At 69.7% G+C, this 25,120-nt stretch carries 25 protein-coding genes and 2 tRNA genes; 7 read left to right on the top strand and 20 right to left on the bottom strand.

Annotated features, from left to right (window positions below; translation table 11 throughout):
* Positions 1-51: 51 nt before the first annotated feature.
* From M1E25_RS00565 to M1E25_RS00610, 10 genes are all read right to left on the bottom strand, one after another.
* Positions 52-3,009, bottom strand: coding sequence for a Z1 domain-containing protein (locus M1E25_RS00565; protein ID WP_251407648.1), 2,958 nt, complete (start codon positions 3,007-3,009; stop codon positions 52-54).
* A 27-nt stretch (positions 3,010-3,036) separates the two neighbouring features.
* Positions 3,037-4,026, bottom strand: coding sequence for a PD-(D/E)XK motif protein (locus M1E25_RS00570; protein WP_251407650.1), 990 nt, complete (start codon positions 4,024-4,026; stop codon positions 3,037-3,039).
* Positions 4,016-5,548, bottom strand: a complete 1,533-nt coding sequence (locus tag M1E25_RS00575) for an ATP-binding protein (RefSeq protein ID WP_251407653.1) — start codon at positions 5,546-5,548, stop codon at positions 4,016-4,018. The genes M1E25_RS00570 and M1E25_RS00575 overlap by 11 nt, the downstream gene beginning before the upstream one ends.
* Before the next feature lie 109 nt (positions 5,549-5,657).
* On the bottom strand, positions 5,658-6,053 hold the full coding sequence (locus tag M1E25_RS00580; RefSeq protein WP_251408215.1) for a very short patch repair endonuclease: 396 nt from the start codon (positions 6,051-6,053) through the stop codon (positions 5,658-5,660).
* 140 nt (positions 6,054-6,193) lie between these two features.
* Positions 6,194-6,643, bottom strand: a complete 450-nt coding sequence (locus tag M1E25_RS00585) for a VOC family protein (protein WP_251407656.1) — start codon at positions 6,641-6,643, stop codon at positions 6,194-6,196.
* A gap of 236 nt (positions 6,644-6,879) precedes the next feature.
* Positions 6,880-7,704 carry an alpha/beta fold hydrolase gene (locus M1E25_RS00590; protein ID WP_251407659.1) on the bottom strand — a complete coding sequence of 275 codons (825 nt, stop codon included), beginning with the start codon at positions 7,702-7,704 and terminating at the stop codon, positions 6,880-6,882.
* Positions 7,705-7,726: 22 nt separating this feature from the next.
* Positions 7,727-8,557 carry an alpha/beta hydrolase gene (locus M1E25_RS00595; RefSeq protein WP_251408218.1) on the bottom strand — a complete coding sequence of 277 codons (831 nt, stop codon included), beginning with the start codon at positions 8,555-8,557 and terminating at the stop codon, positions 7,727-7,729.
* Between the two features lie 137 nt (positions 8,558-8,694).
* A complete protein-coding gene (locus tag M1E25_RS00600; protein ID WP_251407662.1) occupies positions 8,695-9,486 on the bottom strand; it encodes an ion channel in 792 nt (263 codons plus the stop codon).
* 198 nt (positions 9,487-9,684) lie between these two features.
* Positions 9,685-10,158: a heme-degrading domain-containing protein gene (locus tag M1E25_RS00605; RefSeq protein ID WP_251408221.1), complete on the bottom strand. Its 474-nt coding sequence runs from the start codon at positions 10,156-10,158 to the stop codon at positions 9,685-9,687.
* A gap of 217 nt (positions 10,159-10,375) precedes the next feature.
* A complete protein-coding gene (locus M1E25_RS00610) occupies positions 10,376-11,485 on the bottom strand; it encodes a Gfo/Idh/MocA family protein (protein WP_251407665.1) in 1,110 nt (369 codons plus the stop codon).
* Between the two features lie 226 nt (positions 11,486-11,711).
* Between M1E25_RS00610 and M1E25_RS00615 the strand changes: the two genes are divergently transcribed.
* From M1E25_RS00615 to M1E25_RS00630, 4 genes are all read left to right on the top strand, one after another.
* A complete protein-coding gene (locus M1E25_RS00615; protein ID WP_251407668.1) occupies positions 11,712-12,743 on the top strand; it encodes a peptidase in 1,032 nt (343 codons plus the stop codon).
* A gap of 69 nt (positions 12,744-12,812) precedes the next feature.
* Positions 12,813-13,595, top strand: a complete 783-nt coding sequence (locus M1E25_RS00620) for an HAD-IIA family hydrolase (RefSeq protein WP_251407671.1) — start codon at positions 12,813-12,815, stop codon at positions 13,593-13,595.
* 118 nt (positions 13,596-13,713) lie between these two features.
* Entirely contained in the window at positions 13,714-14,400 is a 687-nt protein-coding gene (locus M1E25_RS00625; RefSeq protein WP_251407673.1) for a hypothetical protein, read from the top strand.
* 11 nt (positions 14,401-14,411) lie between these two features.
* Positions 14,412-15,101 (top strand): class F sortase, encoded by a 690-nt coding sequence (locus M1E25_RS00630; RefSeq protein ID WP_251407676.1) that lies wholly within the window; start codon positions 14,412-14,414, stop codon positions 15,099-15,101.
* 79 nt (positions 15,102-15,180) lie between these two features.
* Here the strand turns inward: M1E25_RS00630 and M1E25_RS00635 are convergent.
* The 8 genes from M1E25_RS00635 to ehuB all read right to left on the bottom strand — a co-directional run bounded on the left by M1E25_RS00635 (position 15,181) and on the right by ehuB (position 20,001).
* Positions 15,181-15,254, bottom strand: a tRNA-Lys gene (locus M1E25_RS00635).
* Between the two features lie 75 nt (positions 15,255-15,329).
* Positions 15,330-15,800, bottom strand: coding sequence for a hypothetical protein (locus M1E25_RS00640; protein WP_251407678.1), 471 nt, complete (start codon positions 15,798-15,800; stop codon positions 15,330-15,332).
* A gap of 92 nt (positions 15,801-15,892) precedes the next feature.
* Positions 15,893-15,966: transfer RNA gene (locus M1E25_RS00645), tRNA-Lys, on the bottom strand.
* A 50-nt stretch (positions 15,967-16,016) separates the two neighbouring features.
* On the bottom strand, positions 16,017-16,775 hold the full coding sequence (locus tag M1E25_RS00650; protein WP_251407680.1) for an IclR family transcriptional regulator: 759 nt from the start codon (positions 16,773-16,775) through the stop codon (positions 16,017-16,019).
* 176 nt (positions 16,776-16,951) lie between these two features.
* Complete coding sequence (ehuA, locus tag M1E25_RS00655) at positions 16,952-17,758, bottom strand: ectoine/hydroxyectoine ABC transporter ATP-binding protein EhuA (RefSeq protein ID WP_285830178.1); 807 nt, start codon at positions 17,756-17,758, stop codon at positions 16,952-16,954.
* Entirely contained in the window at positions 17,748-18,362 is a 615-nt protein-coding gene (gene ehuD, locus M1E25_RS00660) for an ectoine/hydroxyectoine ABC transporter permease subunit EhuD (protein ID WP_251408228.1), read from the bottom strand. The genes ehuA and ehuD overlap by 11 nt, the downstream gene beginning before the upstream one ends.
* 32 nt (positions 18,363-18,394) lie before the next feature.
* Entirely contained in the window at positions 18,395-19,123 is a 729-nt protein-coding gene (gene ehuC, locus M1E25_RS00665; protein ID WP_251407683.1) for an ectoine/hydroxyectoine ABC transporter permease subunit EhuC, read from the bottom strand.
* Positions 19,123-20,001, bottom strand: a complete 879-nt coding sequence (ehuB, locus tag M1E25_RS00670; protein ID WP_251407686.1) for an ectoine/hydroxyectoine ABC transporter substrate-binding protein EhuB — start codon at positions 19,999-20,001, stop codon at positions 19,123-19,125. Before ehuB ends, ehuC begins: the two co-directional genes overlap by 1 nt.
* Positions 20,002-20,145: 144 nt before the next feature.
* On the opposite strand from ehuB, the gene M1E25_RS00675 reads away from it, so the two are divergent.
* On the top strand, positions 20,146-20,649 hold the full coding sequence (locus tag M1E25_RS00675) for a DUF3830 family protein (RefSeq protein WP_251407689.1): 504 nt from the start codon (positions 20,146-20,148) through the stop codon (positions 20,647-20,649).
* Here the strand turns inward: M1E25_RS00675 and M1E25_RS00680 are convergent.
* On the bottom strand, positions 20,627-22,030 hold the full coding sequence (locus tag M1E25_RS00680; RefSeq protein ID WP_251407692.1) for an amidase: 1,404 nt from the start codon (positions 22,028-22,030) through the stop codon (positions 20,627-20,629). The two genes, M1E25_RS00675 and M1E25_RS00680, sit on opposite strands and share 23 nt — an antisense overlap.
* 112 nt (positions 22,031-22,142) lie before the next feature.
* A complete protein-coding gene (locus tag M1E25_RS00685) occupies positions 22,143-23,117 on the bottom strand; it encodes a D-2-hydroxyacid dehydrogenase (RefSeq protein ID WP_251407695.1) in 975 nt (324 codons plus the stop codon).
* Positions 23,118-23,360: 243 nt separating this feature from the next.
* Here M1E25_RS00685 and M1E25_RS00690 point away from each other — a divergent pair, with 243 nt between their 5' ends.
* Both M1E25_RS00690 and M1E25_RS00695 read left to right on the top strand, forming a co-directional pair.
* On the top strand, positions 23,361-24,287 hold the full coding sequence (locus M1E25_RS00690; RefSeq protein WP_251407698.1) for a maleate cis-trans isomerase family protein: 927 nt from the start codon (positions 23,361-23,363) through the stop codon (positions 24,285-24,287).
* A 101-nt stretch (positions 24,288-24,388) separates the two neighbouring features.
* Positions 24,389-25,120 carry a maleate cis-trans isomerase family protein gene (locus M1E25_RS00695; RefSeq protein ID WP_505016597.1) on the top strand — a complete coding sequence of 244 codons (732 nt, stop codon included), beginning with the start codon at positions 24,389-24,391 and terminating at the stop codon, positions 25,118-25,120.

The following is a 25,120-nucleotide window of genomic DNA, read 5'->3' on the forward strand; positions in this document are numbered from 1 at the left end:
GTGCTCCGGTTCCGTCCCCGTCGGGCCCCCGGCGGAGACGGAACCGGCTGGTCAGCAAGAGATGATGGGAGCTTCCTCGCGGGACGAGTCGACGGTGGTGAAACGGACCAGACGGTGATCCGGGCGCTCCGCCGCAGCCGGGGCGACGAACGAGAACGCCATGACCGTGTTGCTCGGGTCGAGTACGCCGCCGGCCTGCACGCTCGCGTGCTGATCAGGTTCGACCACCGGGTACAACGAGATGACGCCGCGGCGTTCGGATACGAACCGTTCGGTGACGGGGTCCTCGCAGGAGGGAAGCGCTCCCGCGACGCGCAGTGGGGCCGCGCGGTGCTTCGGTTCGCTGATCGCGCCGAACAGCGGGTCCCGACGTCGTGCACGGTCGAACCAGGAGAGTGTGCGCCCCGAGGGGCCGAAGGACGCCCGCTTGCCCGGACCAGCGTGCTGGGGTGCCAGGATCAACCAGTCCTCCGCCTGAGCGGTTTCCTTGACGATCGACTCGATGAACGCCAGGTGCGGGGCGAACTGCTCGCCCTTCCACTTCAGGGAACGCAGCAGGGGCAGCAGCTCCTCCGAGGGCAGTAGACCGGCGAAGGCCCGGAACGTCCGGAGCATTCCGTTCTCGTCCGTCTGCGAGAACTCGACAGTGTCCTCGGACAGACTCTCCAGGACCGGTATCCACGTCTGGGTGTTTTGGCGCAGCGCGGTCGCCGTCTTCGGATAAGCAGTCGGTTCGATCCACCGGCCCGCCGAGCGGACCTCGACAAGACGGGCGTTGTACATCTTGTTCGGGCTTGTGGGCTTCAGCCAGGGGAGGTGCTGCGAGACGAGCGGTGGGACCTGTGCCGGAGTGACCTGGGGCTTGCCGTCGACCATCACCGAGTACTGCCGCAGTTCCTCTCGGAAGAGTTCCTCGTCGCGGCAGATGGCCTCGAAGGCTTCGTAGAGGTCGACCTCTCTCTTGCCGGTCGACTCCTCGCGGCCGATGTAGAGGCGCACGAGATCCTGGTATCCCTTGCGGAAGCCGAACCAACGGCCCATCTGCATCAAGGTGGAGGAGTTGCCCGCGCTGCGACGGTAGTAGGTCACCGTGAGGCCCTCCACGGTGTAGCCGCGGGAGAGTTTCTGTCCACCTACAAGGATTTTCCAGATTCCGCGCTGGTCGAAGTCGGCTTCGCCGCGTTCGATGTCCTTGTCACCATTGACGACAATGATCGGGCTCTCGTTGCCTCCGATCCGCATCCAAGCCGCGCCGATGTGCGGAGCCAGCTCCTCGAACGACGCCGGCACTGCGAAGCCCTCGGCGCGCGCAGCCGAAACAGGGGCCACATCGGCGTCGAAGAGTTTGCGCAGTCGCTGGTGCCCATCGGGGCCGGTGAAGCCGCCGTCATACCAGAGACGCAGCAGGCAATTCGCGAGTTCTCGGTGGTCCGCGGTGAGACGCGATTCGTGGACGAGCATCGTGTGATGGCGAAAGTGGCCCGCCCCCAGAGGTTCGGCTCCTGCGAACTCGCGGTAGATCTTCATGGCGGCCGTGAGCACGAACATGTCAACGGCCTCTCGCAGAGAGGCGTCGTCCTCGTCCTCAGAAGCTCGTACGTCGCGAACATGCGCCCGTGCCTGCGAGTTGGCGAACGTGCGATCCTCAGGCGGAATGTCCGAGTCGATGTCGTGGAACTCCTGGATGCCCATGTACCCGATCGGGCGGTCAAGCGAGATGATGAAGTCTCGCGGGAAGATGTCCTCGGTGTCACTCGGATCGACGAAGACATTGGCGAACGGGGTTGCCGTGTAGCCGACGTACTGTGACCGCGGCATCAGCTTCAGGAGTTCGGAGATCTTCCCGTTGATGGCCGTACGTTCGGCATCCGGCTTGTTGGGGTTCGCGGTGTTGACCGAGGCCTCGTCGGACTCGTCGTCGATGATCAGGACCGGGATCTCGTTGAGCAGCGATCCGATCTTCTTGAGGTCCTTGACCAGCTTGCCGAGCACAGTCTTGTTCTTCTTCACCACCATCAGTCGAGCAGCGCTGTGGTGCAGGTTGAGGGGGTCGTACAGAGGGCTGGTCTGCTCCCGCTTTTCGATCTCCAAGGCACCGATGCCCTGAGCCAGCGGCTTGTAGTCGTTTTCGCGCGTGGTCAGCCGGATGATGTCGAAAGCGCCGAGCTGAGAGGGAAGTCCACCGTGACGCAGGAACTTGTCCTGGTTCCAGTCGGCATCCGTCGCATAGTCCGAGTCGACCTCACTGGCACTGCGCAGGATGTTCTCGCGACCGGCGAGTTCCATGTCGAGTCGGCGCTGCGTCTGTGCTCGCAGAAGGTTGAGCGTTCCGCCTAGGACGATCACGAGTCGGTAACCTGCGTCGATCGCCTTGGCTATCACGCCGGTGAAATTGGCGGTCTTGCCTGATTGCACGTATCCGACGACCAGGCCGCGGGATTGGTAGGGGCGCTCTGCCGTGGGGTCGGCCAACCGCTCGACGACGCGCTCTGCTGCATTGTCGAGCTTCGCCACAGCCTCTGCGCTCCAGCCCTTGGATGCCAGCAGGCCTGCGTACTTGGGCCAGTACCAGTCACGTCCTTGCTGTGATTGCAGGGTCCGCCAGGGAGTGAACTCGCGACTGATGACCACTGATCCCGACAACTTCTGGACGGGGATCAGGGTGTCGATCACCTCGCGAGTCGCTGCATCGAAACCCAGCTTCTCGTGGACGGCAGCCCTGCGCTCGTCTGTTCGTGGCTCTGTGGCCGACCAGTCGGCGCCGGTTCGGAAATCCCACTCGGTGAGCTGCTTCCGCCACAGCCAGAGCAGCGGGTGGTCGGCAGGGGCGTTCGTCAGGGCCTGGCGGAAGGCCAACTGCGACAGATCGGTGGCCTCGCGACCGAGGCTTCCGGCATAGAAGCCAAGGGCCGGAGCCATCGGCTGCGGGCCGGTCTTCTGCATGCCGGCCAGCACGGCATCGTGTACATCAAGAAGGTCCGAGAGGGAGGTCGTGTCTTCGGTTGTCATCCAGTCCTCGGTTCGAGAGCGGGGTTGTCAGAGCTGCTGGAGAGTTGCCAGTTCGGTGGGAAGCGATGAGCCGGGCATGAGTCCGGTGAGGTCGATCCGGTAGGTGATGTGATCGATCCGCGTACGGTGATCCGTGGGGAGCGACTCGAACAGTCCGTCGTCGAGCCGTGGCAGGCGGTCGTCCACCGGCAGGGCCAGCGCGGCCGATCGCAGCGACCAGCGCTCGCCGTCGGGCTGATCGACTGACCAGCCGACGGCCGCGAGACGACCGTCGAATCGGTCCAGATGCACAGGCGATTCCTCGGACAGGCGTCTGCGGATCTCCTCGATTCGCTCGGCGAGGGTTCTGCCGTGCGTTCCGCCACGGGTGAGTTGGACCGAGACCAACCAGAGGGGACGACCGGGTGATGGTGTGAGTTGGCCGAGGCCCTGGATCTCGTGGTGCCGCTGCTCGGACGACGTTGTCTTCACCTCGACGTCGTATCCGGGTAGTCCGAAGTCGTGCTCCTCGCCCGCCGGGCCCTTCCACGAATCGACGGCAGAGGGCCATCCCGTTGTTTCCGCCACCACGGCGAGCAGCATCAACTCACCGATGACGCCGATGCGTTTCTCCGTGCTCAACTGCCGTGGCTTCTCCAGCAGGGCTCGCCAGGCCCGAACTGTTTCGTTGAACGCTTGGTCGGGCGTACGCCGGTGAACGATGACTCGATCGGCAACGGCGTTCAGCATGTCGTGGAAGTCCCGCAGGAGACCTTGCTGGGTGAGGCGCAGACGGGCCATGCGTAAGCCGTTGCGGAAGATCTCTTCGGTCCGGACCAGGGGGATCGGTGAGGAGGGAACTCGCTGCCGGGAAGCGAGTTCGAGCTCCAGAGCGATGCTGCCGTCGTCCGTGACGCAGTAGTCGACACGCGGAGACCGTGCTCCGTTCAGGAGGAGCGTGGCGCTGCGTCGCGCCTCGATGAAGGGCTTCACCTTTTCCCATGAGGCGTACAGCTGTTCCGAGGGTTCACTGGTCATGCTCTGCCACCCTGTCCAGCTCGCTGCGTGCGGCGGCAACTAGGATCGACTGCCACAACTGCAGGTTGTCCTTCTCGCGGGGCCCGGCGTAGTCGGACTCGAACACTTTGTGCAGCAGGAGGTACATCAAGGTCTTGAGCATGGGGGCGTCATTGAAACCGCCTCGTCTACCACCGAGAATGGCTGCCCGGTAGTGCTGGTTGAGAACGATCGTGCGCTCTTCGCGGTCCAGTTCGAAGAAGACGTCCGTGTCCAGCTTCTGCCAGCGGACAGTGATCGGGTTTTCGAGCGGGATGAGGGGCAGTTCCTCCTCGATCACCTGGCGGACTTCGGGCGCGATGCCCTTACCTGGCCCTATGACGGGCTTCCGCGTGGTGCCCGATCGCTTACGGGCGTCCCGGTACACCGTGTCCGCCGCGGTCAGGTAGTCCGTGAACGGCCTGCCCGTGGTGTCGTTCGCCTTCTCCAAGGCCGTGGCGAACTCAGGTGAGGCCTCCACCCCCGACTTCTTCACGGTGAGTCGGAAGACGCTGTTGGCCACACTGGGCAGGTCCACTGCCACACGAGCCAGCGAGAGGTGCTGCTCGGGCTGCCTGAAGTTGTTCCAGCCGCCGGCCTGTACCAGCCGGTCATTGCGGTAGAAATAGAAGCCCTGCCGGTCGATCACCGAGCCCACGGCCTTGTACTCGTCGACGTTGGACTTCGCAGGCCAGATGTGTGCGTCAAGGGCGATCTCGCCGGCATCGGCCAAGGAGGCGGTGAAGAGGCGCGGGTAGTCCGCGTTGCCGGTGACGGGATAGCCGAAGGGATCGAGTGGTTCAACCCCGAAGTCCAGGTAGACACTGCCCGTCCGGACGTCCTCCACGGCAATCGTGATGTTGAAATTGGAGCTCGCCAGGAAACGGTGCAGGTAAAGGCCGAGATGCAGGCCGAGCTTGTTGATCGTCCGTTGCAGGTAGCGGTCGGTCTGTCCGCCTCCGCCATGGTTCGGGAAGTTCTTGACGCCGTCCCAACGGACGACCGTTCCCTGCCAGACGATGGGGCGCTGGGCGTATCGGTCGATCAGCTCCTGGGCATAGCCGGCATCGACGATGTCGCACTGGAACCCCGTCCTGGCGTGCTCCATGAGCCAGCGGCGGCCCACCGCACGGGAGCGCCTGGTCTTGCTCACCACGGTTACGGCATCGGCGTGCGAGAGAGAAGCGGACTTCAGCCCTGTGCCGAACATGCCCAGTGCCTCGGGGGCGTAGTCGCGCCGCCCGCCGATGGTCATGGCGACATCGAGGGCCTGCTCGTCCATGCCCCGACCGTCATCCACCACGAGGAGCGAAACGAGGCGATCCCCGTCCCGGAGGAAATGGATCACCACGTCCTTGGCGCCCGCGTCGATCGAGTTGTCGACGAGGTCCGCGATTGCCACCTCGAAGCCGTAGCCCTGGCTGGTCAGCGCCTCCATGTAACGGGCATCCGGCGGTAGTTGCTTGCTGCCGACAGTAGGGACGTCGAACTGCCAGTCGTTCATGCGCTGCCTCGGAGTCAGAGTGAGACCATCGTGTGAAGATTTTCTGTATCAATGGTGACAGCAATGCAGGGCTCGAACGACCGACTCGTGTCACAAGTCGGCTACTACGTCAGTGTCTTGAGGGAGCGGAGCTGCGTCGTTCACGGGTCACCTCGGCGATGCGGGCTGCCACATCTGCCGGATCCTCGTGCTCCCAGAAGCGGAGAACGGTCCAGCCCGCCTCGGTCAGGCTCTTGGAGGTCTCGGCGTCCCGCGCGATGTTGCGGTCCAGCTTCACGCGCCACCACTGCGCATTGGCCTTGGGTTGGGTGGCATGCTCCGGGCAGCCGTGCCAGAAGCACCCGTCCAGGAAGACAGCGATCTTGAGCCCGGGGAAGGCGATGTCGATCGTCCGTCGGGGGTGGCCCGGTACGGGTCTGTGGAGCCGGTAGCGCTGCCCGGACGCGTGCAGCAGGCGTCGTACGGCCAGCTCGGGGGAGGTGTCCCGGCTGACCTGCCGACTCATACGGGCCGACACCGACGGTGACGAAGGAATGGTGGGCACACTTATATTGTGGTCCGCGGTGGTGCCGTCGCGCCGGCCCTTCACCGGGATGGCGGCAGGGCGTTGCAATGTGGCCGAGATGTGAGCCGGCCCCGGCCCCCTCACTGCACGTCGAACTCGTTGCCCTCCGGGTCGGCCATGGTGACGTGGCGGCTGCCGTGCTCGTCCACCGTGTTCAGCACCGTCGCGCCGAGCCCCTTCAGGTGCTCCACCTCGGCGTCCCGGTTCTCGGGGCCGAAGTGGAGGTCGATGTGCAGCCGGTTCTTGCCCTGCTTGGGTTCCGGGACGGTCAGGAAGAGCAGCCGCCTGCCGAGGCCGGTCCCGGTGGCCTCCTCGAACGGATCGTCGGGGTGGCGGACCGCCGCCGCGTGGCGCAACGCCTTGTGCCCGTTGACGAGCACCCAGTCGTCCTCGCCGATCGCGCCCGCGCCGAGGAGGCGGTCGATGAGGGCGCTGTGGTCCTCGAGCACGTAGCCGAGCGCCTGCGCCCAGAACCCGGCGAGCCGGATCGGGTCAGCGCAGTCGACGACGAGCTTCCACGTCACAGCCATCCGTGCCTCCGGGATTCGGCGGGACCTGCGTCCCGCGACCGACCCAAGGAAACCACCTGCGACGGACAATCGCCGGGTGCGGCTGCCCGCCCCGTGCCCCCCGTTTCGCGGACCCGGTGAACTCCCGGCGCCCCGGCGTACGGTGACCGCATCCGGGACGAAGGGCGAACGCCCGGCCTCCCCGGCCTCCCCGGCCGGCCCGCGCTCCGGCCCCGGCTCCCGTCACCACCCCGGTCTCAGCTCCGGATGAACTCCATCAGGTCCGCGTTGAAGGCTTCCTGGTACCCGCCGGTCAGGCCGTGCGGGGCGCCCGGATACACCTTCAGCGTCGGGTCCTTGATGAGCTTCACCGACTGCAGCGCCGCGGCCTTGATCGGGACGATCTGGTCGTCGTCGCCGTGCGCGACGAGCGTGGGGACGTCGAACCGCTTGAGGTCCTCGGTGAAGTCCGTCTCCGAGAACGCCTTGATGCAGTCCAGCGCGGCCTTCAGCCCGACCTGCATGCTCATCAGCCAGAACGCGTCGCGCGCGCCCTCCGAGACGTCGGGGTCCGGCCGGTCGGCGCCGTAGAACGGCGCGGTCAGGTCCTGGTAGAACTGCGAGCGGTCCGCCCGGACCCCGGCCCGGATGGCGTCGAACTCCTCGATCGGGGTGCCGTCCGGATTGTCGTCCGTCCTGAGCATCAGCGGGGGGACCGCGCCCAGCAGGACGACCTTCGCCACCCGCGAACTGCCGTGCCGGCCGATGTACCGGGCGACCTCCCCGCCACCCGTGGAGTGCCCCACCAGGATCGTGTCCCGCAGGTTCAGCGTGTCCATCAGCTCGGCGAGATCGTCGGCGTAGGTGTCCATGTCGTGCCCGCCCCAGGGCTGGTCGGACCGGCCGTGGCCGCGTCGGTCGTGCGCGACCGCGCGGAAGCCGTTCTCGGCCACCAGGACGAGCTGCTGATCCCACGCGTCGGCGTTGAGCGGCCAGCCGTGGCTGAACACCACCGGCTGCCCGGTGCCCCAGTCCTTGTAGTAGATCTCCGTGATGCCGTCGGCGGCGTTGACGGTGCCCATGGGATCTTTCCCTTTCTGCGGATCACACGAAGCGGCCGGTGAACGACAGGGCGGTCTCGGCGACCTCCCGCCATCCGCTGTCGATCGTGAGGGCGTGCCCGCGGTTGGGTATCTCGATGATCTCGGTGACCGCCCTGTTGCGCCGCTGCCTGCGGTAGGAGGCGTTGGCGATCGACCAGGGAACGGTGTTGTCCTTCTCGCCGGAAATGATCAACAGCGGCCCGCGGTCGGGGTTCTTGCTGTCGACCCTCACTTCCGTCCAGGGGTTCAGATTGGCCGTCGCCGTCTGGAAGAGCGGTGCTCCGGGCGCCGGCACGGCGTAGGTCGCGAACAGCTCCTCGGCCTCCGGCGCACTCAGGGCGTTGGCGAAGGCGTACCGGAACTGCTCGTACGTCAGCGGGACCGCCCGGTTCCGGTTGGCCGGATTGCTGAGCACCGGCTGCGACGAGCGAAGCGCCGAGACGGGCAGCGGCAACACGCCGCGGAACGGGGCCGGACCGATGGCCACCGTCACCACCGCCAGACCGCGGCCCGCCAGGATCTGCGCCAGCAGGCCGCCGTAGGAATGCCCGACGATCACGGGTTTGCGTTCCAGCCCGCTGACGACACCGCTGAAGTGGTCCGCGACCTGCCCCACGGTCTTGCCGGCGAAGACCTCCGGGTGCGCGTTCGCCTCGGCCACGTCGGCCGGATCGTCGGGCCAGCCCGGAGAGAGCGCCGCGTAACCCCGCTCCTCGAAGAGCGCGGCCCACCGGTCCCAGCTGCTGGGCAGCAGCCAGAGCCCGTGGACGAAGACGACAGGTGTCAGGCCCGAGGCATTGGCCTTCTCGACCTGCTCCTCGTCGTGCGACATGGTCATAGTTCGACGCTAGGTGCGCCCCGCAACTGTCGCCACCGTCGGAGCGCCCAGTGATCATGAGGCATCCGGCGGAGGCCCGAGGGACCGGGCCGAATACCCGGCCGGGAAAGGGGCGCTTCGCGTCGGGGCTATCAGATGCGGGAGAGAAGTTCCCGCTTCTTCGCCGTGAACTCGCTCTCGGTGAGGACCCCGGCCGCGTGCAGCTCGCCCAGCCGGTGCAGCCCGTCCAGAGCCTCCCGGGCGCCGGACACCGCCTGCCCGTCAGCCTGGCGGGGCAGGACCGCCGGCTCTGCCGCGTCCGGCACGGCGCCGGCCCGTGGCGGGACCACCAGACGCGAGGCCAGCGCCGCGGTGACCGTGCCCATGGTGCCGATTCCGATGATCATCAGAACCGAGCCGTAGAGGCGTCCGGCAGCGGTGACCGGCGCCAGGTCCCCGTACCCGACCGTCGTGGTCGTCGTCATGGCCCACCACAAGGCGTCGGGCAGGCTGGTGATCGTCGAGCCCGCAGCGTTCCGCTCCGCCTGCAGCACCGCAGCCGCCAGGGCCAGGATCGCCATGGCGACGACGATGCCCGTCGAGGCCAGCAGCCGTTCCGACCTGCCGCGCCGGGCGACCACCGACAGCCGCCCGATGATCGTGAGGGCCCGGAGCACCCGCATCGACGGCACCAGCAGCGCCAGGACGTCGAGAGGGTTGCGCTTCAGGAACGTCCACCGGTTCTCGGCCAGGGAGAACCGCAGAACGAAGTCCGCGGCGAACAGCGCCCAGATCCCGTAGTCGATCACGGACCACAGCAGCGGGGGACTCTCAGTCGCCGCCGAGGACACGTAGACGACGAGGGACAGCAGTGCGAGGCCGGTCATCCAGGGGAGAGTGCGCTTCTCCCAGCGAGCGACGAACGACTCACCGACCAGGGGCATGCGGGACTCCAACGGAAGCGGGCATTGCGGGCACAGGCGGTGAGACTACCCCTCCGCCCCGCGCGGCTGTGAGGGGCCGGAAAGAGCCGGGCGGAGGGCGGCGGGCCCGGAGGCCCGGCGCCCGTCGCGGATGGGCCGCGAGGCGGGCCGGTTCGGCCCCCGGCCGGCGTCCTGTGCAACTGCACCGACCGGCTGCGCTCAGGCCCCGACGACGTTCCGGCCGCCCTGCATGAAGCGTTCCAACGCCTCGACGACCAGCGCGTGGTCGTCCGCCTGCGGAAGCCCCGAGACCGCGATCACACCGACGACGCCCACCCCGGCGACGTTGATCGGGAACGCCCCGCCGTGCGCCGCATACCGGTCCGGGTCCAGCCGGGACGACGCCTCGAACGTGGTGCCCTTGGCGCGGAACCGGGCCCCCACCAGGAACGAGCTCTCCGCGTACCGCTCCACGACCCGGCACTTGCGCTCGAGCCACACGTCGTTGTCCGCCGTGGCCCGCTCCAGGGCACAGTGGAACAGCTGCTGCACCCCCCGCCGGATGTCGACGGCGACCGGTGCCTCGCGCAGCCGGGCCAGCTCCACCAGGAGCGAACCCAGGTGCCAGGCGTCGTCATGGGTGAACCCGCGCAGCACCAGGCGGCGTTCCTGCGCCTCCAACTCGCGGATCAGCTCGGTCGGATCGGCGGGATAGCCCGGGGCGGCGACGTATCCGGGCTCGGTCCGGCCGGCCGGACCGGCCTGCACGCCGCCCGGAGCCGGAGCGCCCGGAACACCCGACGGGCCCGTCGCGCCGGAAGCCGTGGAGTCTGCGGGAGCGTTCATGCCGTGCGCCTTTCGAGAACCGGGTGCCGCCGGGAGCCGGACGTCGGCGCGACCCCTCGGGAACTCAGCGGGAGCCGGACGTCAATGTCACGGTTCCACCATCGCTCGCCGACCGCCGGGCCGCCTCCAGAACGTCCAGCGCCGCCGCCGCCTCGAAGGCCGACACCGGCGGCGGGGTGGAGTCGCGCAGCGCCGCGGCCACCGCCGCGTAGTACGCCGGATAGTCGCCCGGCAGCGACGGGACGGGCTCGCCCCCGCCCGACAGCGGCGACTCGCCGGCACCCAGCCGGCCCCACAGCGAGTCGTCCTCGACCCCCCAGTCCGGCGCCGAGCCCGGCCGCAGGCCCTCGCGCAGCGCGGCCTCCTGCGGGTCGAGCCCGTACTTCACATAGCCCGCGGTGCTGCCCAGCACCCGGAACCGGGGCCCGAGCTGGGCGGTCGTCGCGCTCATCCACAGATGCGAACGGACGCCGTTCGCATGGGTGACGGCGATGAAGGTGTCGTCGTCGGCCGCGGCACCCTCCCGGCGGACGTCGGCCTCCGCGTACACCCGTACCGCCGGGCCGAACAGCACCAGGGCCTGGTCGACGACATGGCTTCCCAGGTCGTAGAGCAGCCCGCCGACCTCCGCCGGGTCGCCGGACTCGCGCCAGCCGCCCTTCAGCCGCGGGCGCCACCGCTCGAACCGGGACTCGAACCGCTGGACCTCGCCGAGCGCCCCGTCGTCGAGCAGGGCCCGCAGCGTGCGGAAGTCGTTGTCCCAGCGCCGGTTCTGGAACACCGACAGCAGCAGCCCGCGCGACTCCGCCAGCGTCCCCAACTCCCGGGCCTGCGCCGCGGTCGCCGCGATCGGCTTGTCGACGACGACCGGCAGCCCGGCCTCCAGCGCGGCCCGCGCCACCGGGACATGGGTGCGGTTCGGCGAGGCGACGACGACCAGATCCAGGTCGCCGCCGTGCTCCCACAGCTCGTCGGCCGACTCCGCGAACCGGACGTCCGGGTGCTCCGCGCGGGCGTGGGCACGCCGCTCGGCGTTCCCCGTGACGATCGTGTCGAGCCGCAGCCCCTCGGCGGCCGCGATCAGCGGCGCGTGGAAGAACGAGCCCGCCGTGCCGTACCCGACGAGGCCGACGCGGAACGGGTGGTCCTGGGTGCCCTTGCCTGTGCCAGTCATGGCTCCATTGCAGCAACGTGTTCGCCGGGACGCCCGGCCGGGGGTGGGCAGGGGGTCCCCGCACACCCGCTGGGCCGGTCGGGCGAGAGCCGTCGTGCGGTCGGGTGGTTCGCCCGGCGACACGGTCGGGAACGTTGCGTGGCCGGGCATGTTCCCACCGTGATCGCACCCGGGTCCCCCGGTGTGCGGTGGACGTCCTGCCCGCCGGCCCCACGAAGGTCCCCCCATGCGCCTGCGCAACGCCCTCGCCGCCAGTGCCGTCGCCGTCGTGACCGCGGCCGTGATCGCCCCGCTCGGTGCCCAGCCGGGCTCGGCGGCTCCGGCCCCCGATCCGGCACCCGGGGACACGGCGATCGCCGGTCCCGGGGCGGACGATCCGGCAGGGCCCCCGGAGAACCAGCCGCCCGAGCCGTACTGCGGGGACCCCGAGAGCGAAGACTTCCCGATCGAGACCCGCGTCCGCCCGGGAGCGAAGGACTACGAACCCGGAGGCGGCGGGCACACCTGGAAGCTCGACCTGCGCAACACCACGAAGGCCGCCTGCCGCAGCATCCACCCGGTCGCGGTCCTGGTCGACCGGGAGCGCAAGCTCAAGCCAGGACAGGTCCGCCTCGAGTACGCCGCCCCCGGCCGACGCGGCTGGCATCCCGTCGAGCTCGAGCGGACCGAACACGACGAGACCGTCGGCGTCTTCGACACCGCCGACCGGCAGGGCTTCGCCGTGGGCCGCGGCCGCACGCTGACGCTGCGGGTGCGGATGCGGTTCGCCCCCGACGCGGCCGACAACCGGGTCGAGCTGAAGGTGGCCGCCGTGCAGCGCCGTGACGACGACGGTGACTGGGTCGGCCGGTCAAACGGATACAGCTTCCGGATCGGCACGGGAGGGCGGGCCGAGCCCGCGGACGAGCCGTCGGCGGGGGCCGCAACCGGTGACGAGCCCGCGCCCGCCAGGACCGGGACCGGACCTCGCACCGGAGCGTCCCGGAGCCCCGGCGCCGACCCCGGGGCGTCCCGGACCGGCGAACCGCAGCCGCCCCGGACCGGCGGCGCCGCCGAGAGCCGCCGGCCGTCGGACGGGACCGGCCCGTCGAAGGACGGGACGGCCGACCCCGCCGCGCCACCCCGCGCCTCCCGTCCACCCGAGCTCGCGGAGACCGGACCGAACCCCGCCACCGCCGCCGCCGGACTCTCGACCGCCGCCGCTCTCGTCGGCCTCGGCGGCCTCCTGGTGCGCCGCAGCCGCCGCCTCGGCCGCTGAATCGCCGACCGATACGCTGGTGACCACCGCACCACGGATCACCGCAGGCCGGCGACAGGGAGAGCTGCCATGGCAGAACGCAAGCCGATCGAGTCCTGGCTGACCGACATGGACGGCGTCCTCATCCATGAAGGAATACCGATCCCCGGCGCCGACGCCTTCATCAAGCGTCTCCGCGACTCCGGCAAGCCGTTCCTGGTACTGACCAACAACTCCATCTACACCCCGCGCGACCTCCACGCCCGGCTCTCCCGGATGGGCCTGGACGTTCCCGTCGGCAACATCTGGACCTCGGCCCTGGCCACCGCGCAGTTCCTCGACGACCAGCGGCCCGGCGGCACCGCCTACGTCATCGGCGAAGCCGGCCTGACGACCGCCCTGCACGACATCGGCTACGTCCTCACCGACGTCGAGCCGGACTACGTCGTGCTCGGCGAGACCCGGACCTACAGCTTCGAGGCGCTCACCAAGGCGATCCGCCTGATCAACCGCGGAGCCCGGTTCATCGCCACCAACCCGGACGAGACCGGCCCCTCCGCCGAGGGAGCGCTGCCCGCCACCGGATCCGTCGCCGCGCTGATCACCAAGGCGACCGGCCAGGACCCCTACTTCGTCGGCAAGCCCAACCCGCTGATGATGCGGGCCGGGCTCAACGCCATCGGGGCTCACTCGGAGACGTCCGCCATGATCGGTGACCGGATGGACACCGACGTGCTGGCCGGACTCGAGGCGGGCATGGAGACGTTCCTGGTGCTCACGGGGCTGACGGCCAGCAACGAGGAGATCGAGCGGCACCCGTTCCGGCCCTCCACGGTCGTCGACTCCATCGCGGACCTCGTCGAACGCATCTGAACCGGCCACGCATACGCCGTCGAACGGGAAACCACCGCCGAATGGAGTAGCGCGGCCACGCAGCGGATGCGGACGGACGGGCCTGCCGTGAACCTCGGATACACCGGGAGGTTTCACGATGCGCTCTGTCACTGGACGAATCACCCGTTCCGCCGCCGTCGCAGCCGCCACCACCGCACTGCTGACCGCCGTGGTGCTGCCCGCCCACGCGGTCGACGACCCGGGCATCGACGACACGACGAGTCTCGACACCGGAACCGAACCCGAAACCCTGCCCGACCTGGACGAGTCCGATGAACCGGATGACACGTCCGTCACGGCCGACCCCAGCGGAAGCACCGCCTCCGCCACCGCGACGATCATCGTCACCCCTGCCGTGGTCACCGCCGGCGCGGACGTCGTGATCCGGATCGAGGGCTGTACGGAGAAGAAGGGCGTGGCCACGTCCGAGGCGTTCGTCGCCGACGCTCACGTCGCGGCCTCGGACGACGGCGACGACGTGCTGTCCGCCGAGGCGACCGTCCGCTCCACGACCGCCCCCGGCACTTACCGGATCCACCACAGGGACTGCAACGCCGAGGGCAGCTTCACCGTCACCGCCTCTGCGTCGGCATCGGCGTCCACCGAGGAGATCCGGCCCACCGCGCCCGTGCGCGCCGGTGGCGGCGGAACCGCAGCGGAGGCCGACCCGAACGGGCCCGGCGTCGCCGAGGTCGCCTTCGGGCTGGCCCTGGCGGGCGGCGCGGCCGTCGCCGTCGGCGGCACCGCGGTACGCCGTCGCCGCTCCCGCGCCTCCTCCCACTGACGGCGCCGGAGGTGTACGAGGACCGCAGCCCGGTCCGCACCGGGGCCGGGCGGCTGCTGATCCTCCTGACCTGGCTCGCCGTGCTCAGCGGGCTGTTCCTGTGGGGGCGGGGGATCAGCGAAGGGCAGGGCGTTGCCACGCCCGCCGCCGGGGCGGCGGCGAAGGGCAGGCCGGCCGCGGAGCCGCTGGTGCCGGCCCGGGAGCCGATGCCGGCGGTCGCCCCGAAGTGGCTCGACATCCGGTCCGTGGGGGTCCACGCGCCCGTTGTCGCCCGCGGCCTCGACGGCAACGGGGCCGTGGACCCGCCGCCCTTCACCACCCCCGACGTGGTCGGCTGGTACAAGGGCGGCGCCGCGCCGGGCTCGGCCGGGGCGGCCGTCCTCGTCGGTCATGTCGACACCTCGTCGCAGCCGGCGGTCTTCCACGCCCTGCGCCGTGTGACGGCCGGCGACCAGGTGCGGGTGTCACGCTCCGACGGTTCGGTGGCGAACTTCACCGTGGAGAGCGTCGACGTGGTCCCGCGGAAGCGGTTCGACCCGGACCGCGCCTACGGGGTGCGGAAACGCGGACGGGCCGAGCTGCGTCTGATCACCTGCGGGGGAGCGTACGACCGGGAGCGGCACACGTACGAGGCGAACGTCGTGGTCTCGGCCTATCTGACGGGCGCCGTGGAGGCGGCATCGCCGGGAGCCGCGCGGTGACGGGCCGCAGCGCGGGGTGAGCCGCCGGCCGGGGAAAAAGAAATCCGCCCCTTCGCGCTGCGAAGGGGCGGACTGTCCGTACGCCGTCAGGGACTCGAACCCCGGACCCGCTGATTAAGAGTCAGCTGCTCTAACCAACTGAGCTAACGGCGCCTGCTGACAGTAGAGATCCTACCCGACCTCGGGGAGTGCTCCGTACCGGGTGGGGGAGGGCCCGGGGCCGGGTGATCACGCGGCCGGGTCCCCCGGAGCGGTCGGCTCGACGCTGAGACGACGGACCGACCGCAGGATGCGGCGCGTGGCGAGCACGTGGATGCGGGTGCCGATCACCAGCACGCGGTAGAGGCGGCCGCGGGCACCGGGGAACGCCGCGAAGGTCCGGGCGGCAAGCCGGGTGCCGCCGTCCCCCGTGTCCGCGAGCTCGAAGACGAGCAGATACCGGGAGAAGCGGTGGCGGCCGGCCAGCGCCAGCCGCTCGGGCGGGGAGCTCTGTGCCACCTCGAAGCCGGCGGGCGGGGACGTCCCGAGCATCCTCGCCGGCAGGCCGCCCTCGGTGAGGCGCAAGGAGGTGACGCGAGGGCTCTCCAGTGCGGCCCACACCCGAGGCCGCGGCGCGGGGACCAGGACCGTGTGCTCGTCGACGAACGGCAGCCCGTCCCGGGTCTCCGTGCCGTCGGTGCAGCCGTCGGTCGTCCCCACGGGGGGAGCGTAGCGGCGTGCACGAAGGCGCGAAAACCCTTCCGGGGAAAAGCTCAGGCCCCCTCCGTGATCACGAAGGGGGCCTGGACAGGTGCGCCGTCAGGGACTCGAACCCCGGACCCGCTGATTAAGAGTCAGCTGCTCTAACCAACTGAGCTAACGGCGCCTGCTGGCGGAGAAAATACTACCTGGTCCGGGAGGGTGCTCCCGACCGGGTCAGATCGTGAGCGACAGCAGCACCGGCGCGGCCCTGCGGTTGAGGGTGTCGGCGGCCCGGCGCAGGCGGTGCGCGTGCTCGAGCGGCAGTGAGAGCGCGAGGCAGCCGACGGACTGGCCGGCCGTGATCGGGACCGCCGCGCAGACCGTGCCCACCGCGTACTCCTGCAGGTCCAGTACCGGGACCGTGGGCGGCTGGTTGTCCAGCTTGGTGAACAGCACCTTCTCGTTCGTGATCGTCCGGGAGGTCAGCCGGGCGATCTTGTGCCGGGACAGGTGGTCGCGCCGGCCGTTGTGGTCGAGCTGGGTGAGCAGGCACTTGCCGACGGCGCTGGCGTGCGCGGCGGAACGGAAGTCGACCCACTCGTTGACCTTGGGCGCGCGCGGCCCGTCCGCATACTGGGTGATTTTGACCTCGCCGTCGATGTAGCGGCTGATGTAGACCGCCGCCCCGACGGTGTCGCGCAGCTCGCCGAGCGTCGACTGGAGCTTCTCGGAGAGGGCGCGGCGGCGGTCGCCGGCCGACCCCAGCATCAGCAGCGAGTCGCCGATGACGTACGCACCGTCCGAGAGCTGTTCGACGTACCCCTCGCGGCGGAGCATCAGCAGCATGCGGGACAGATGGGTGGTCGGCAGGCCGGTGTCGCGGGCGATCTCCGTGTCGGTCACGCCCGCGTTGTGCTTGACGACCGTGTCGAGGATGCGGAGGGCGTGCTGGACCGAGTGGAAGGGCGCGGGTGGCTCCGGCTGCTGCGCCACGGTGTCCCCCTAGCAGGTGTGACCGCTTGTTTGTCCTCTCCCACACGATACCGGTCAAGACGCCGGAATGGAGGGGGCGTTGAACAGCTTCGGCGACGCGTTCCTGCTGCTGTGTGCAGGAACGCGTCGCCTTGGCATATGTCAGCGGCACTGGTCGGGCTGCTGATCAGGTTCCTCTAGAGGATGGCGCTCAGGAACTCGCGCGTACGCTCGTTCTCCGGGTCGTTGAAGATCTTTTCCGGTGAACCGGACTCGATCACCTTGCCCTGGTCGAACATCAGCACGTCGTCCGAGATGTCCCGCGCGAAGTTCATCTCGTGCGTGACGCAGAGCATGGTGATGTCGGTCGAGTGCGCAATGTCACGCAGCACGTCCAGCACGCCGGCCACCAGCTCCGGGTCCAGCGCCGAGGTCACCTCGTCGAGCAGCAGCACCTGCGGGCGCATGGCCAGCGCCCGGGCGATCGCCACCCGCTGCTGCTGACCGCCGGACAGCTGCGTCGGGTACTTGTCGATGTGCTCGGTCAGGCCGACCAGCTCGAGCAGCTCGCGCGCCCGCTCCTCGGCCTCGTCCTTGCTCATCCCCAGCACGTGGACCGGCGCCTCGGTGATGTTCCGCAGCACCTTCATGTTGGGGAAGAGGTTGAACTGCTGGAAGACCATGCCGATCTTCTTGCGCACCTCGCGGATGTGCTTCTCACCGGCCGGGTGCAGCACGCCGCCCTTGTCCTCGTGCGTGAGGCAGTCCCCGTCGACCCTGATCGTGCCCTCGTCCGGTCTGATCAGCGTCATCAGCAGACGCAGGATCGTGGTCTTGCCGGAGCCGGAGGGGCCGATCAGTGTGACGTGCTTGCCGGGGGCGACCGTGAAGTCCAGGTTGTCCAGCACGGTGTTGGAGCCGAACCGCTTGGTGACGCGGTCGAACCGGATGAGCTCGGTGCCGTCCTTGCTGCCCGGGACGGACGGGTTCTGGTCAGTGGACAAGACGACGCTCCAGGTATCGCATGAGAAGGGAAGCCGGGTAGGCGATCAGGATGAAGGCGACACCGACCACGGTCAGTGCCTCACTGGTGAAGGTCTCGTTGCTGAACGCCCGGGCTTCGCCGAGCATGTCGAGGGCGCCGATGACCGCGATCATCGGGGAGTCCTTGAGCATGGCCACGACGTAGTTGCCCAGCGCCGGAACGACGCGGCGGATGGCCTGCGGCAGGATCACCGCACGCCAGGTGTGGACCCGCGGCAGGTTGAGTGCCGTCGCCGCCTCCCACTGGCCGGCCGGGACACCGTCGATGCCCGCCCGGTAGACCTCGGCCGTGTAGGTCGAGTAGTGCAGGCCGAGGCCCACGATGCCGGTCGTGAGCGCCGACATCGAGGGGCCCCACTCCGGGACCACGTAGAAGAGGAAGAAGAGCTGGACGAGCAGCGGGGTGTTCCGGACGAACTCCGTGAACGCCACCACCGGGACCCGGATCCACCTCACGGACGAGCGCTGCGCCAGAGCCCAGAACAGGCCCAGCGTGAACGCGATGAGCGTGCCCAGGGCCAGGGCCTCCAGGGTGATGATCACCCCGTCCCAGAACCGCGGCATGAACTCTTGGACGACACTCCAGGACCAGCTGTTCACTTGACACCTCCGGTGACCGCAGTGTCAGTGGACTTGCTGCGGAGTCCGCTGAAAAGACCCGATGAGGGCGGCGTCTGGCCGATGCCCGCCTTGGCCTGCCGCTCCAGCACCCGCATGCCGCGCGTCAGGACGAAGGCCAGGACGAAGTACAGGACCAGCAGCAGCGTGTAGATCGGCGCGCTCGCGTTGGTCGCCAGCCGGAGCAGGTTCCCCGAGAAGGTCATGTCGGCCACGGTGATCACCGACACCAGCGCGGTTCCCTTGAGCAGCTCGATCAGCAGGTTGTTGAACGGCGGCACCATCTCGGGCCACGCCTGCGGCAGCTCGATGCGGCGCAGCCGCTGCATGCGCGTGAAGTTCAGCGCGATGCCCGCCTCGCGCTGGGCCGGCGCGACCGCCGCCAGCGCGCCGCGGACGATCTCGGACCCGTACGCCCCGTAGGTGAGGCCCAGCGCCAGGACGCCCGCGCCCATGGGCAGGAACTGCACCCCGAAGAGCAGCGGCACGGCGAAGGCCATCCAGAACATGAAGACCAGGGCGGACGTGCCGCGGAAGATCTCGAAGTAGATGCCGGCCAGGAACCGCACGATCCAGAACTGCGACGTGCGCAGCGTGCCGACGGTGAACGAGACCACGGCCGCGAGAACGGCGCTGTAGACCGTGACCTGGATGGTGATCCAGATGCCGGGGAGGAACCAGCTCTCGAAGAATTCCGATGTCATCATCAGCCGCAGAGCTCCTTGGCGGTCAGATCGGTCATCTCCGTCTCGGTGAAACCGAAGGGCCGGACGATGCGCAGCAGCTCCCCGCTGTCCTTGAGCTTGTGCAGCTCCTTGTTGAACGCGTCCCGGAGGTTCTTCTCCGAGAGGCGGAACGCGAAGCCGCCGGCGCCGTAGGCCGGCTTTCCGTCGACCACCGGCTGGAACGCCTCGGTCGCCTCGGCCCGCTTGGATCCCTTCACGACGCCCTTGACGGTGATGTTGGTGCCGGCAAAGGCGTCGACCCGTCCCTGCGTCACGGCGTCGAGGCCGGCCACCTGGTCGGGGAGGATGAGGATGTCGCCGCGCTTGACCCCGGCGGCCACGGCGTAGTCGATCTCCGCGTAGGCCGTGCCGGTGGCGAGCTTCAGCTTGCCGTCGGCGAAGTCCTTGTACCCCTTGATCTTCTTCGGGTTGCCCTTCGGCACGATGAAGGAGTCGAGCATCAGGTAGTCGGGGTCGGAGAACAGCACCTGGGCGCAGCGGTCCGGCTGGATGTACATGCCGGCCGAGACCACGTCGAACTGCTGGGCCTTCAGGCCCGGGATGAGGGCGCCGAACTCGACGGGCACGGCCTCGATCTCCGGTATGCCCATCCGCTTGAAGACCACCCGGGCGATCTCGGGGGCCTCCCCGGTCGCAGTGCCGTCCTTGTCGATGTATCCGAAGGGGGGCTCGCTGGCGATCCCCACCTTGACGGTGCCGCGATCGCGCAGTCGCCGGAGGAGATCCCCGCCCTCGACTTCGCCGGCGTCCGGCGCTCGGCTGCAGCCGATCATCCCCATCGCGCCGAGCGCAGCCGCTCCGGTCAGCAGAGAGCGGCGGCCGACAGTTCTTTCGATCATGTCGTTCCCCTATGGTGAGCCATGGGCGCGCGTCTACCCAGCCTGTGGGGGGAACATGCGGATCGTTTTCGGACGTTTATCCGGCCGTTGCGCCCTTGACTCCGGGGGCACAATCGATCAAGGAACCGATCGAGAGGACTTACGATGGCAGACCGATTCATCGAAGTCTCGCTGGACAAGCGCGGCGTCACCTGTAAGGCAAAGCTCCTCGACGACCGAGCGCCCGTCACCTGCGACGCGGTCTGGAACGCGCTGCCCCTCGGCGGCGACGTCTACCACGCCAAGTACGCGCGCAACGAGATCTACACCCTGATCCCCACGTTCGCCCCCGAAGAGCCGCCCCTGGAGAACCCGACGATCACCCCGATCCCCGGGGACCTGTGCTACTTCTCCTTCACCGACACCCAGCTGGCCACCAAGTCCTACGGGTACGAGACGGAGGCCAAGCACCAGGGCCGGGCCCAGGTCGTCGACCTCGCGCTCTTCTACGAGCGCAACAACCTCCTCATCAACGGCGACGCGGGATGGGTCCCGGGCATCGTCTGGGGATCCATCGTCGAGGGGCTGGACGAGATGGCCGCCGCCTGCCAGGACCTGTGGCGGGCGGGAGCCATCGGCGAGACGCTCAACTTCCGCCGGGTGGAGTGATCTCGGCGGCCCCGCTGGTGTAGAGGGCATGCGCCGCGCGCAGCACCGTACGGTCCGCGTGGCGCGCCCCCACCAGCTGAACCCCGACCGGCAGCCCGTCACCGGTGAGCCCGCAGGGCACGCTGGCGGCGGGCTGCTGGGTGAGGTTGAACGGGTAGGTGAACGGCGTCCAGCCCGTCCAGCGGGTGTGGCCGGAACCCTTCGGCACCTCGACGCCCGCCTCGAAGGCCGTGATCGGCATGGTGGGCGTGACCAGCAGGTCGTACGTCTCGTGGAAGATCCCCATGGCCCTGCCGAGCGCCATCCGCACGTCCACCGCCGCCAGGTAGTCCAGCGCGCTGCAGCGCGCGCCCTCCTCGCAGATCTCCCGCAGGCCCGGGTCGAGCATCTCCCGCTGCTTGCCGTCCAGGTGCTGGGTGACGCGGGCCGAGCCGCTGAACCACAGCACGTGGAACGCCTCGACGGGGTCCGCGAACCCGGGGTCGGCCTCCTCGACCCGCGCGCCGAGGTCGGCGAGCCGGTCCACCGCCCGCCGGACGGCCCCGGCGACCTCCGGATCGACCGGGACCCGGCCGCCGAAGTCGGGGGAGTAGGCGATGCGCAGCCCGGCCACCCCGCTGTCGAGGCCGTTGCGGAACCCCTCGTCGACCGGGCCGAGCTGGGACCAGTCGCGGGCATCCGCGCCGCTGATCACGTCCATCATCAGCGCCGCGTCCCGGGCGTCCCGTGTCATCGGGCCGACGTGCGCGAGGGTGCCGAAAGCGCTCGCGGGGTAGAGCGGAACCCGCCCGTAGGTGGGCTTGAGTGCGAAGATGCCGCAGAACGACGCCGGGATGCGCACCGAGCCGCCGCCGTCCGTCCCCAGGCTCAGCGGGCCCGCACCCAGGGCGACCGCCGCCGAACTGCCGCCGCTGGAACCGCCGGCCGTCAGCCGCGGGTCGTACGGGTTGCCCGTCACCCCGTGCCGCGGGCTGTCGGTGACGCCCTTCCAGCCGAACTCCGGTGTCGTCGTCTTGCCCAGGAAGACGGCCCCGTGCTCGCGCAGCCGGGCCACCGACGGCGCGTCCTCGTCCCACGGCCCGTCGTCGGGGACCGTCCACGAGCCGCGGTAGGTGGGGCCACCGCGCTGCAGCAGGATGTCCTTGACCGTGACGGGCACACCGTCGAGCAGCCCCTGCGGCTCGCCCCGCTGCCACCGGGCCTCCGACTGCTCGGCCTGAGCGATCGCCGCCTCGGAATCCACCCGGACGAAGGCGTTGATGCCCGGATCCATCCGGGCGGCGCGGTCCAGCGCGGCGCGGGTCGCCTCGACCGGGGAGATGTCCCCGGAGGCGTAACCCGCCAGCAGCCGGTGCGCCGTGAGATCGCTCAGGTCCGTCATCCAGTCCTCCGAAAGCTCAGGTTGCAAGGGGCGGAGACCCGGGCGGACCCGGGGCGACGAGGCGGGGAGTGCGGTGCCGGCGGGCGCCGGGCAACACCGGTGCCGGGGTGGATCAGCCGACGGGCACGTACCCGAGGCGCTTGTCGACGAGGTTGAGCAGCGGCTCCCCGGCCGCCCAGCGCTCGAAGTTGTCCATGAACTGCTCGGCGAGCGCGTCGCGCCAGCCGATGGTGTCGCCGCTCATGTGCGGGGAGACGAGCAGGTTGGGGACGTCCCACACCGGGCTCTCCTCGGGCAGCGGCTCCTCCTCGAAGACGTCGAGGGCCGCGCCGGCGATGGCCCGGTCGATGAGGGCGTCGGTGAGGTCCTTCTGCACCACGAGCTGCCCGCGCCCGACGTTGATGAAGTACGCGTCCGGCTTCATCCGGCCGAACGCCCGGGCATCGAACATGCCGCGGGTGGCGTCGGTCAGCGGCGCGACGCAGACCACCCAGTCGGCGACACCGAGCAGGCCGTCGGGCTCCCACAGGGCCGAGCTGCCGTGCACCCGGCCGAACTCGGGATCCCCCTCGCGAGTCGTACGGCCGACCAGGTCGACCTTCACCCCGAGCGCGGCCAGGGTGCGGGCGACCGCCCGGCCGATCGGGCCGGAGCCGACGACCACCGCGCGCGTCCCGGCGACGCGGCGGGTCTCGCGGTGCTGCCAGCGGCGCTGCCTCTGGAGCTCCCAACTGCCGGGGAAGTCCTTGGCCAAGGAGATCACCAACCCGGCGACGTACTCGGCGATCGGCTGGTCGAAAACCCCCCGGGCGTTGGTCACCACGGTGTCGGAGGCGATGAGCTCCGGGCACATCAGCCGGTCGACGCCGGCGCTCGCGGTGTGCACCCAGCGGGGCCGCGGGCCGGAGCCCGGCCAGGCGTTGCGGACGGCGTCCGAGAGGAAGTCCCAGACGAGCAGTGCGTCTGCCGTGGGGAGCAGATCGGGCAGGGTCTCCTCGTCGGCGAACACCAGGTTCGCCTTGCCGGAGATCCGGTCGAGGCGAGGTGCGGGGTCGGTTCCGAAGACGAGAAGGGTGTTCTTCGACATGGGCGGGAAACCGTTCCGAAACGTAGGTTCGCTTGGCTCTCGGTGCACCAGAAAAAATTCGCCTCAAGGTGTGATTGACCACGCTAGGCAGGTGAAACTACCGTCGTCAACACGGGCCCGCTCTGGGCCCGCCAACGGACTTCTTCAAAGGTTCTGTCCCGGCGTCCCGGTGTTCACCGGATCTTCCCTCCTTGCGGCTGCCCTCGGCCAGCCGACCCCTCTTATTCCTCATAGGGGCAACCCATGGACGTCTCCTTCCTGGGAGGCCCACGGCCGCAGCGCGGCGTGGGCGTCGTAGCACCATTCGACTTCGCGCTCGACCGTGAACTGTGGCGGTGGGTACCGGACGAGGTGTCACTCCACCTGACCCGAACACCGTTCGTGCCGGTCGAGGTGAGCCTCGACCTGGCCCGGATGGTCAGTGAGCACGAGACCCTGCGCGAGGCGGTCCAAGCGCTCTCCGCAGTGTCGCCCGGCGTCACGGCGTACGCCTGCACCTCCGGCAGCTTCGTCGGCGGTATCGCCGGCGAGCGCGCGATGTGCGAAGCGATGGCACAGTCCGGTGAGACGCCGAGCCTGACCACGTCGGGGGCGCTGCTCGCCGCGCTCGAGGAGCTCGGTGCACGGCGCATCGCGCTCGTCACGCCGTACACGCTGTCGGTCACCTCCGCCCTCGAGGACTACCTCGCCGAAGGCGGCGTCACCGTCACCGGGCGCGCCTATCTCGGGCTGACCCGGCACATCTGGAAGGTGCCGTACCGCGACGTCGTCGACATGGCCCGGCAGGCCGTGGTGGGCGCGGCGGACGCGCTGTTCATCAGCTGCACCAACCTGCCGACCTACGACGTCATCCCCCAGCTCGAGGCGGAGCTGAGGATGCCGGTGCTGTCGGCCAACCAGGTCACCATGTGGGCCGCGCTCCGGGAGATCGGCATTCAGGCCGTCGGCCCGTACCAGGCCCTGCTCGACCCGGTTGCCCGTCGGGGCCCGGCCGCGATGAAGCAGGACCCCGGACTGGGGCCGGCGCCGTCGCTGCAGGCGTACGGCGACCTGCGCGGTGAGCCGGAGGCCGCCTATGCGGGGCCGCCCGCACCGCCCGAGATCGAGGCGGCGGAGGCGGGGGACCTGCCCGCGTTTCCCGAGGAGCCGGGCGGACCGGGCCTCGTCTGATCCTCCGGCCGCCGCCCGGCGGCCGGACCGGAAGTCACATCACAGGACACACAAGGCCGTTGGGAGACGGTCGGGAAAGCGAGGTGGACATGGCAGAGGCGATGGCGAGGACGGCGGTCGGGTTCCTGTACCCGGGATACTCCGCCGAGGACGACTACCCCCGGCTCGAGAAGATGCTGGAGACGGACGTCCGGCTGCCGCTGGTGCACACCGACATCGGGGAGGACGCCCACCGCGCGGACGCGCTCCTGGAGATGGGGTCCGCGGCCCGGCTGGCCGCCAAGGTCGCCGAGGTGAAGCAGCAGGGTGCGCAGGCGGTCGTCTGGGCCTGCACCAGTGCCAGCTTCGTCTTCGGCTGGGACGGAGCCCGGGAGCAGGTCCGCGAGCTGGGCAGCACGGCCGGGATCCCCGCGTCGAGCACGTCGTTCGCCTTCGCCCATGCCGTCCAGGCCCTCCGGGCCGACCGCGTCGCCATCGCGGCGACCTACCCCGAGGACGTCGCCGAGCTCTTCCGCGGCTTCCTCAAGGCCGCCGGCGCCGATGTCGTGGCGATGCGCGGCAGCGGCATCATCACCGCGGCAGAGGTCGGAACCTGGGGCCGCGAGGAGGTCCTGGAGCTGGCCCGCGCGGGTGACCACCCCGACGCCCAGGCCGTCCTGCTCCCCGACACCGCGCTCCACACGGCCGCCCACATCGAGGAACTCGAGGCCGAGCTGGGCAAGCCGGTGCTCACCGCCAACCAGGTCACGGCCTGGGAGGGCCTGCGGCTGCTCGAGCGCTCCGTGCGGTGCCCCCGCCTCGGCACCCTCTTCACCGGCGGGACCGTCCGGTAA

This window comes from Streptomyces meridianus, from assembly GCF_023703325.1.
Classification (GTDB): Bacteria; Actinomycetota; Actinomycetes; order Streptomycetales; family Streptomycetaceae; genus Streptomyces; species Streptomyces meridianus.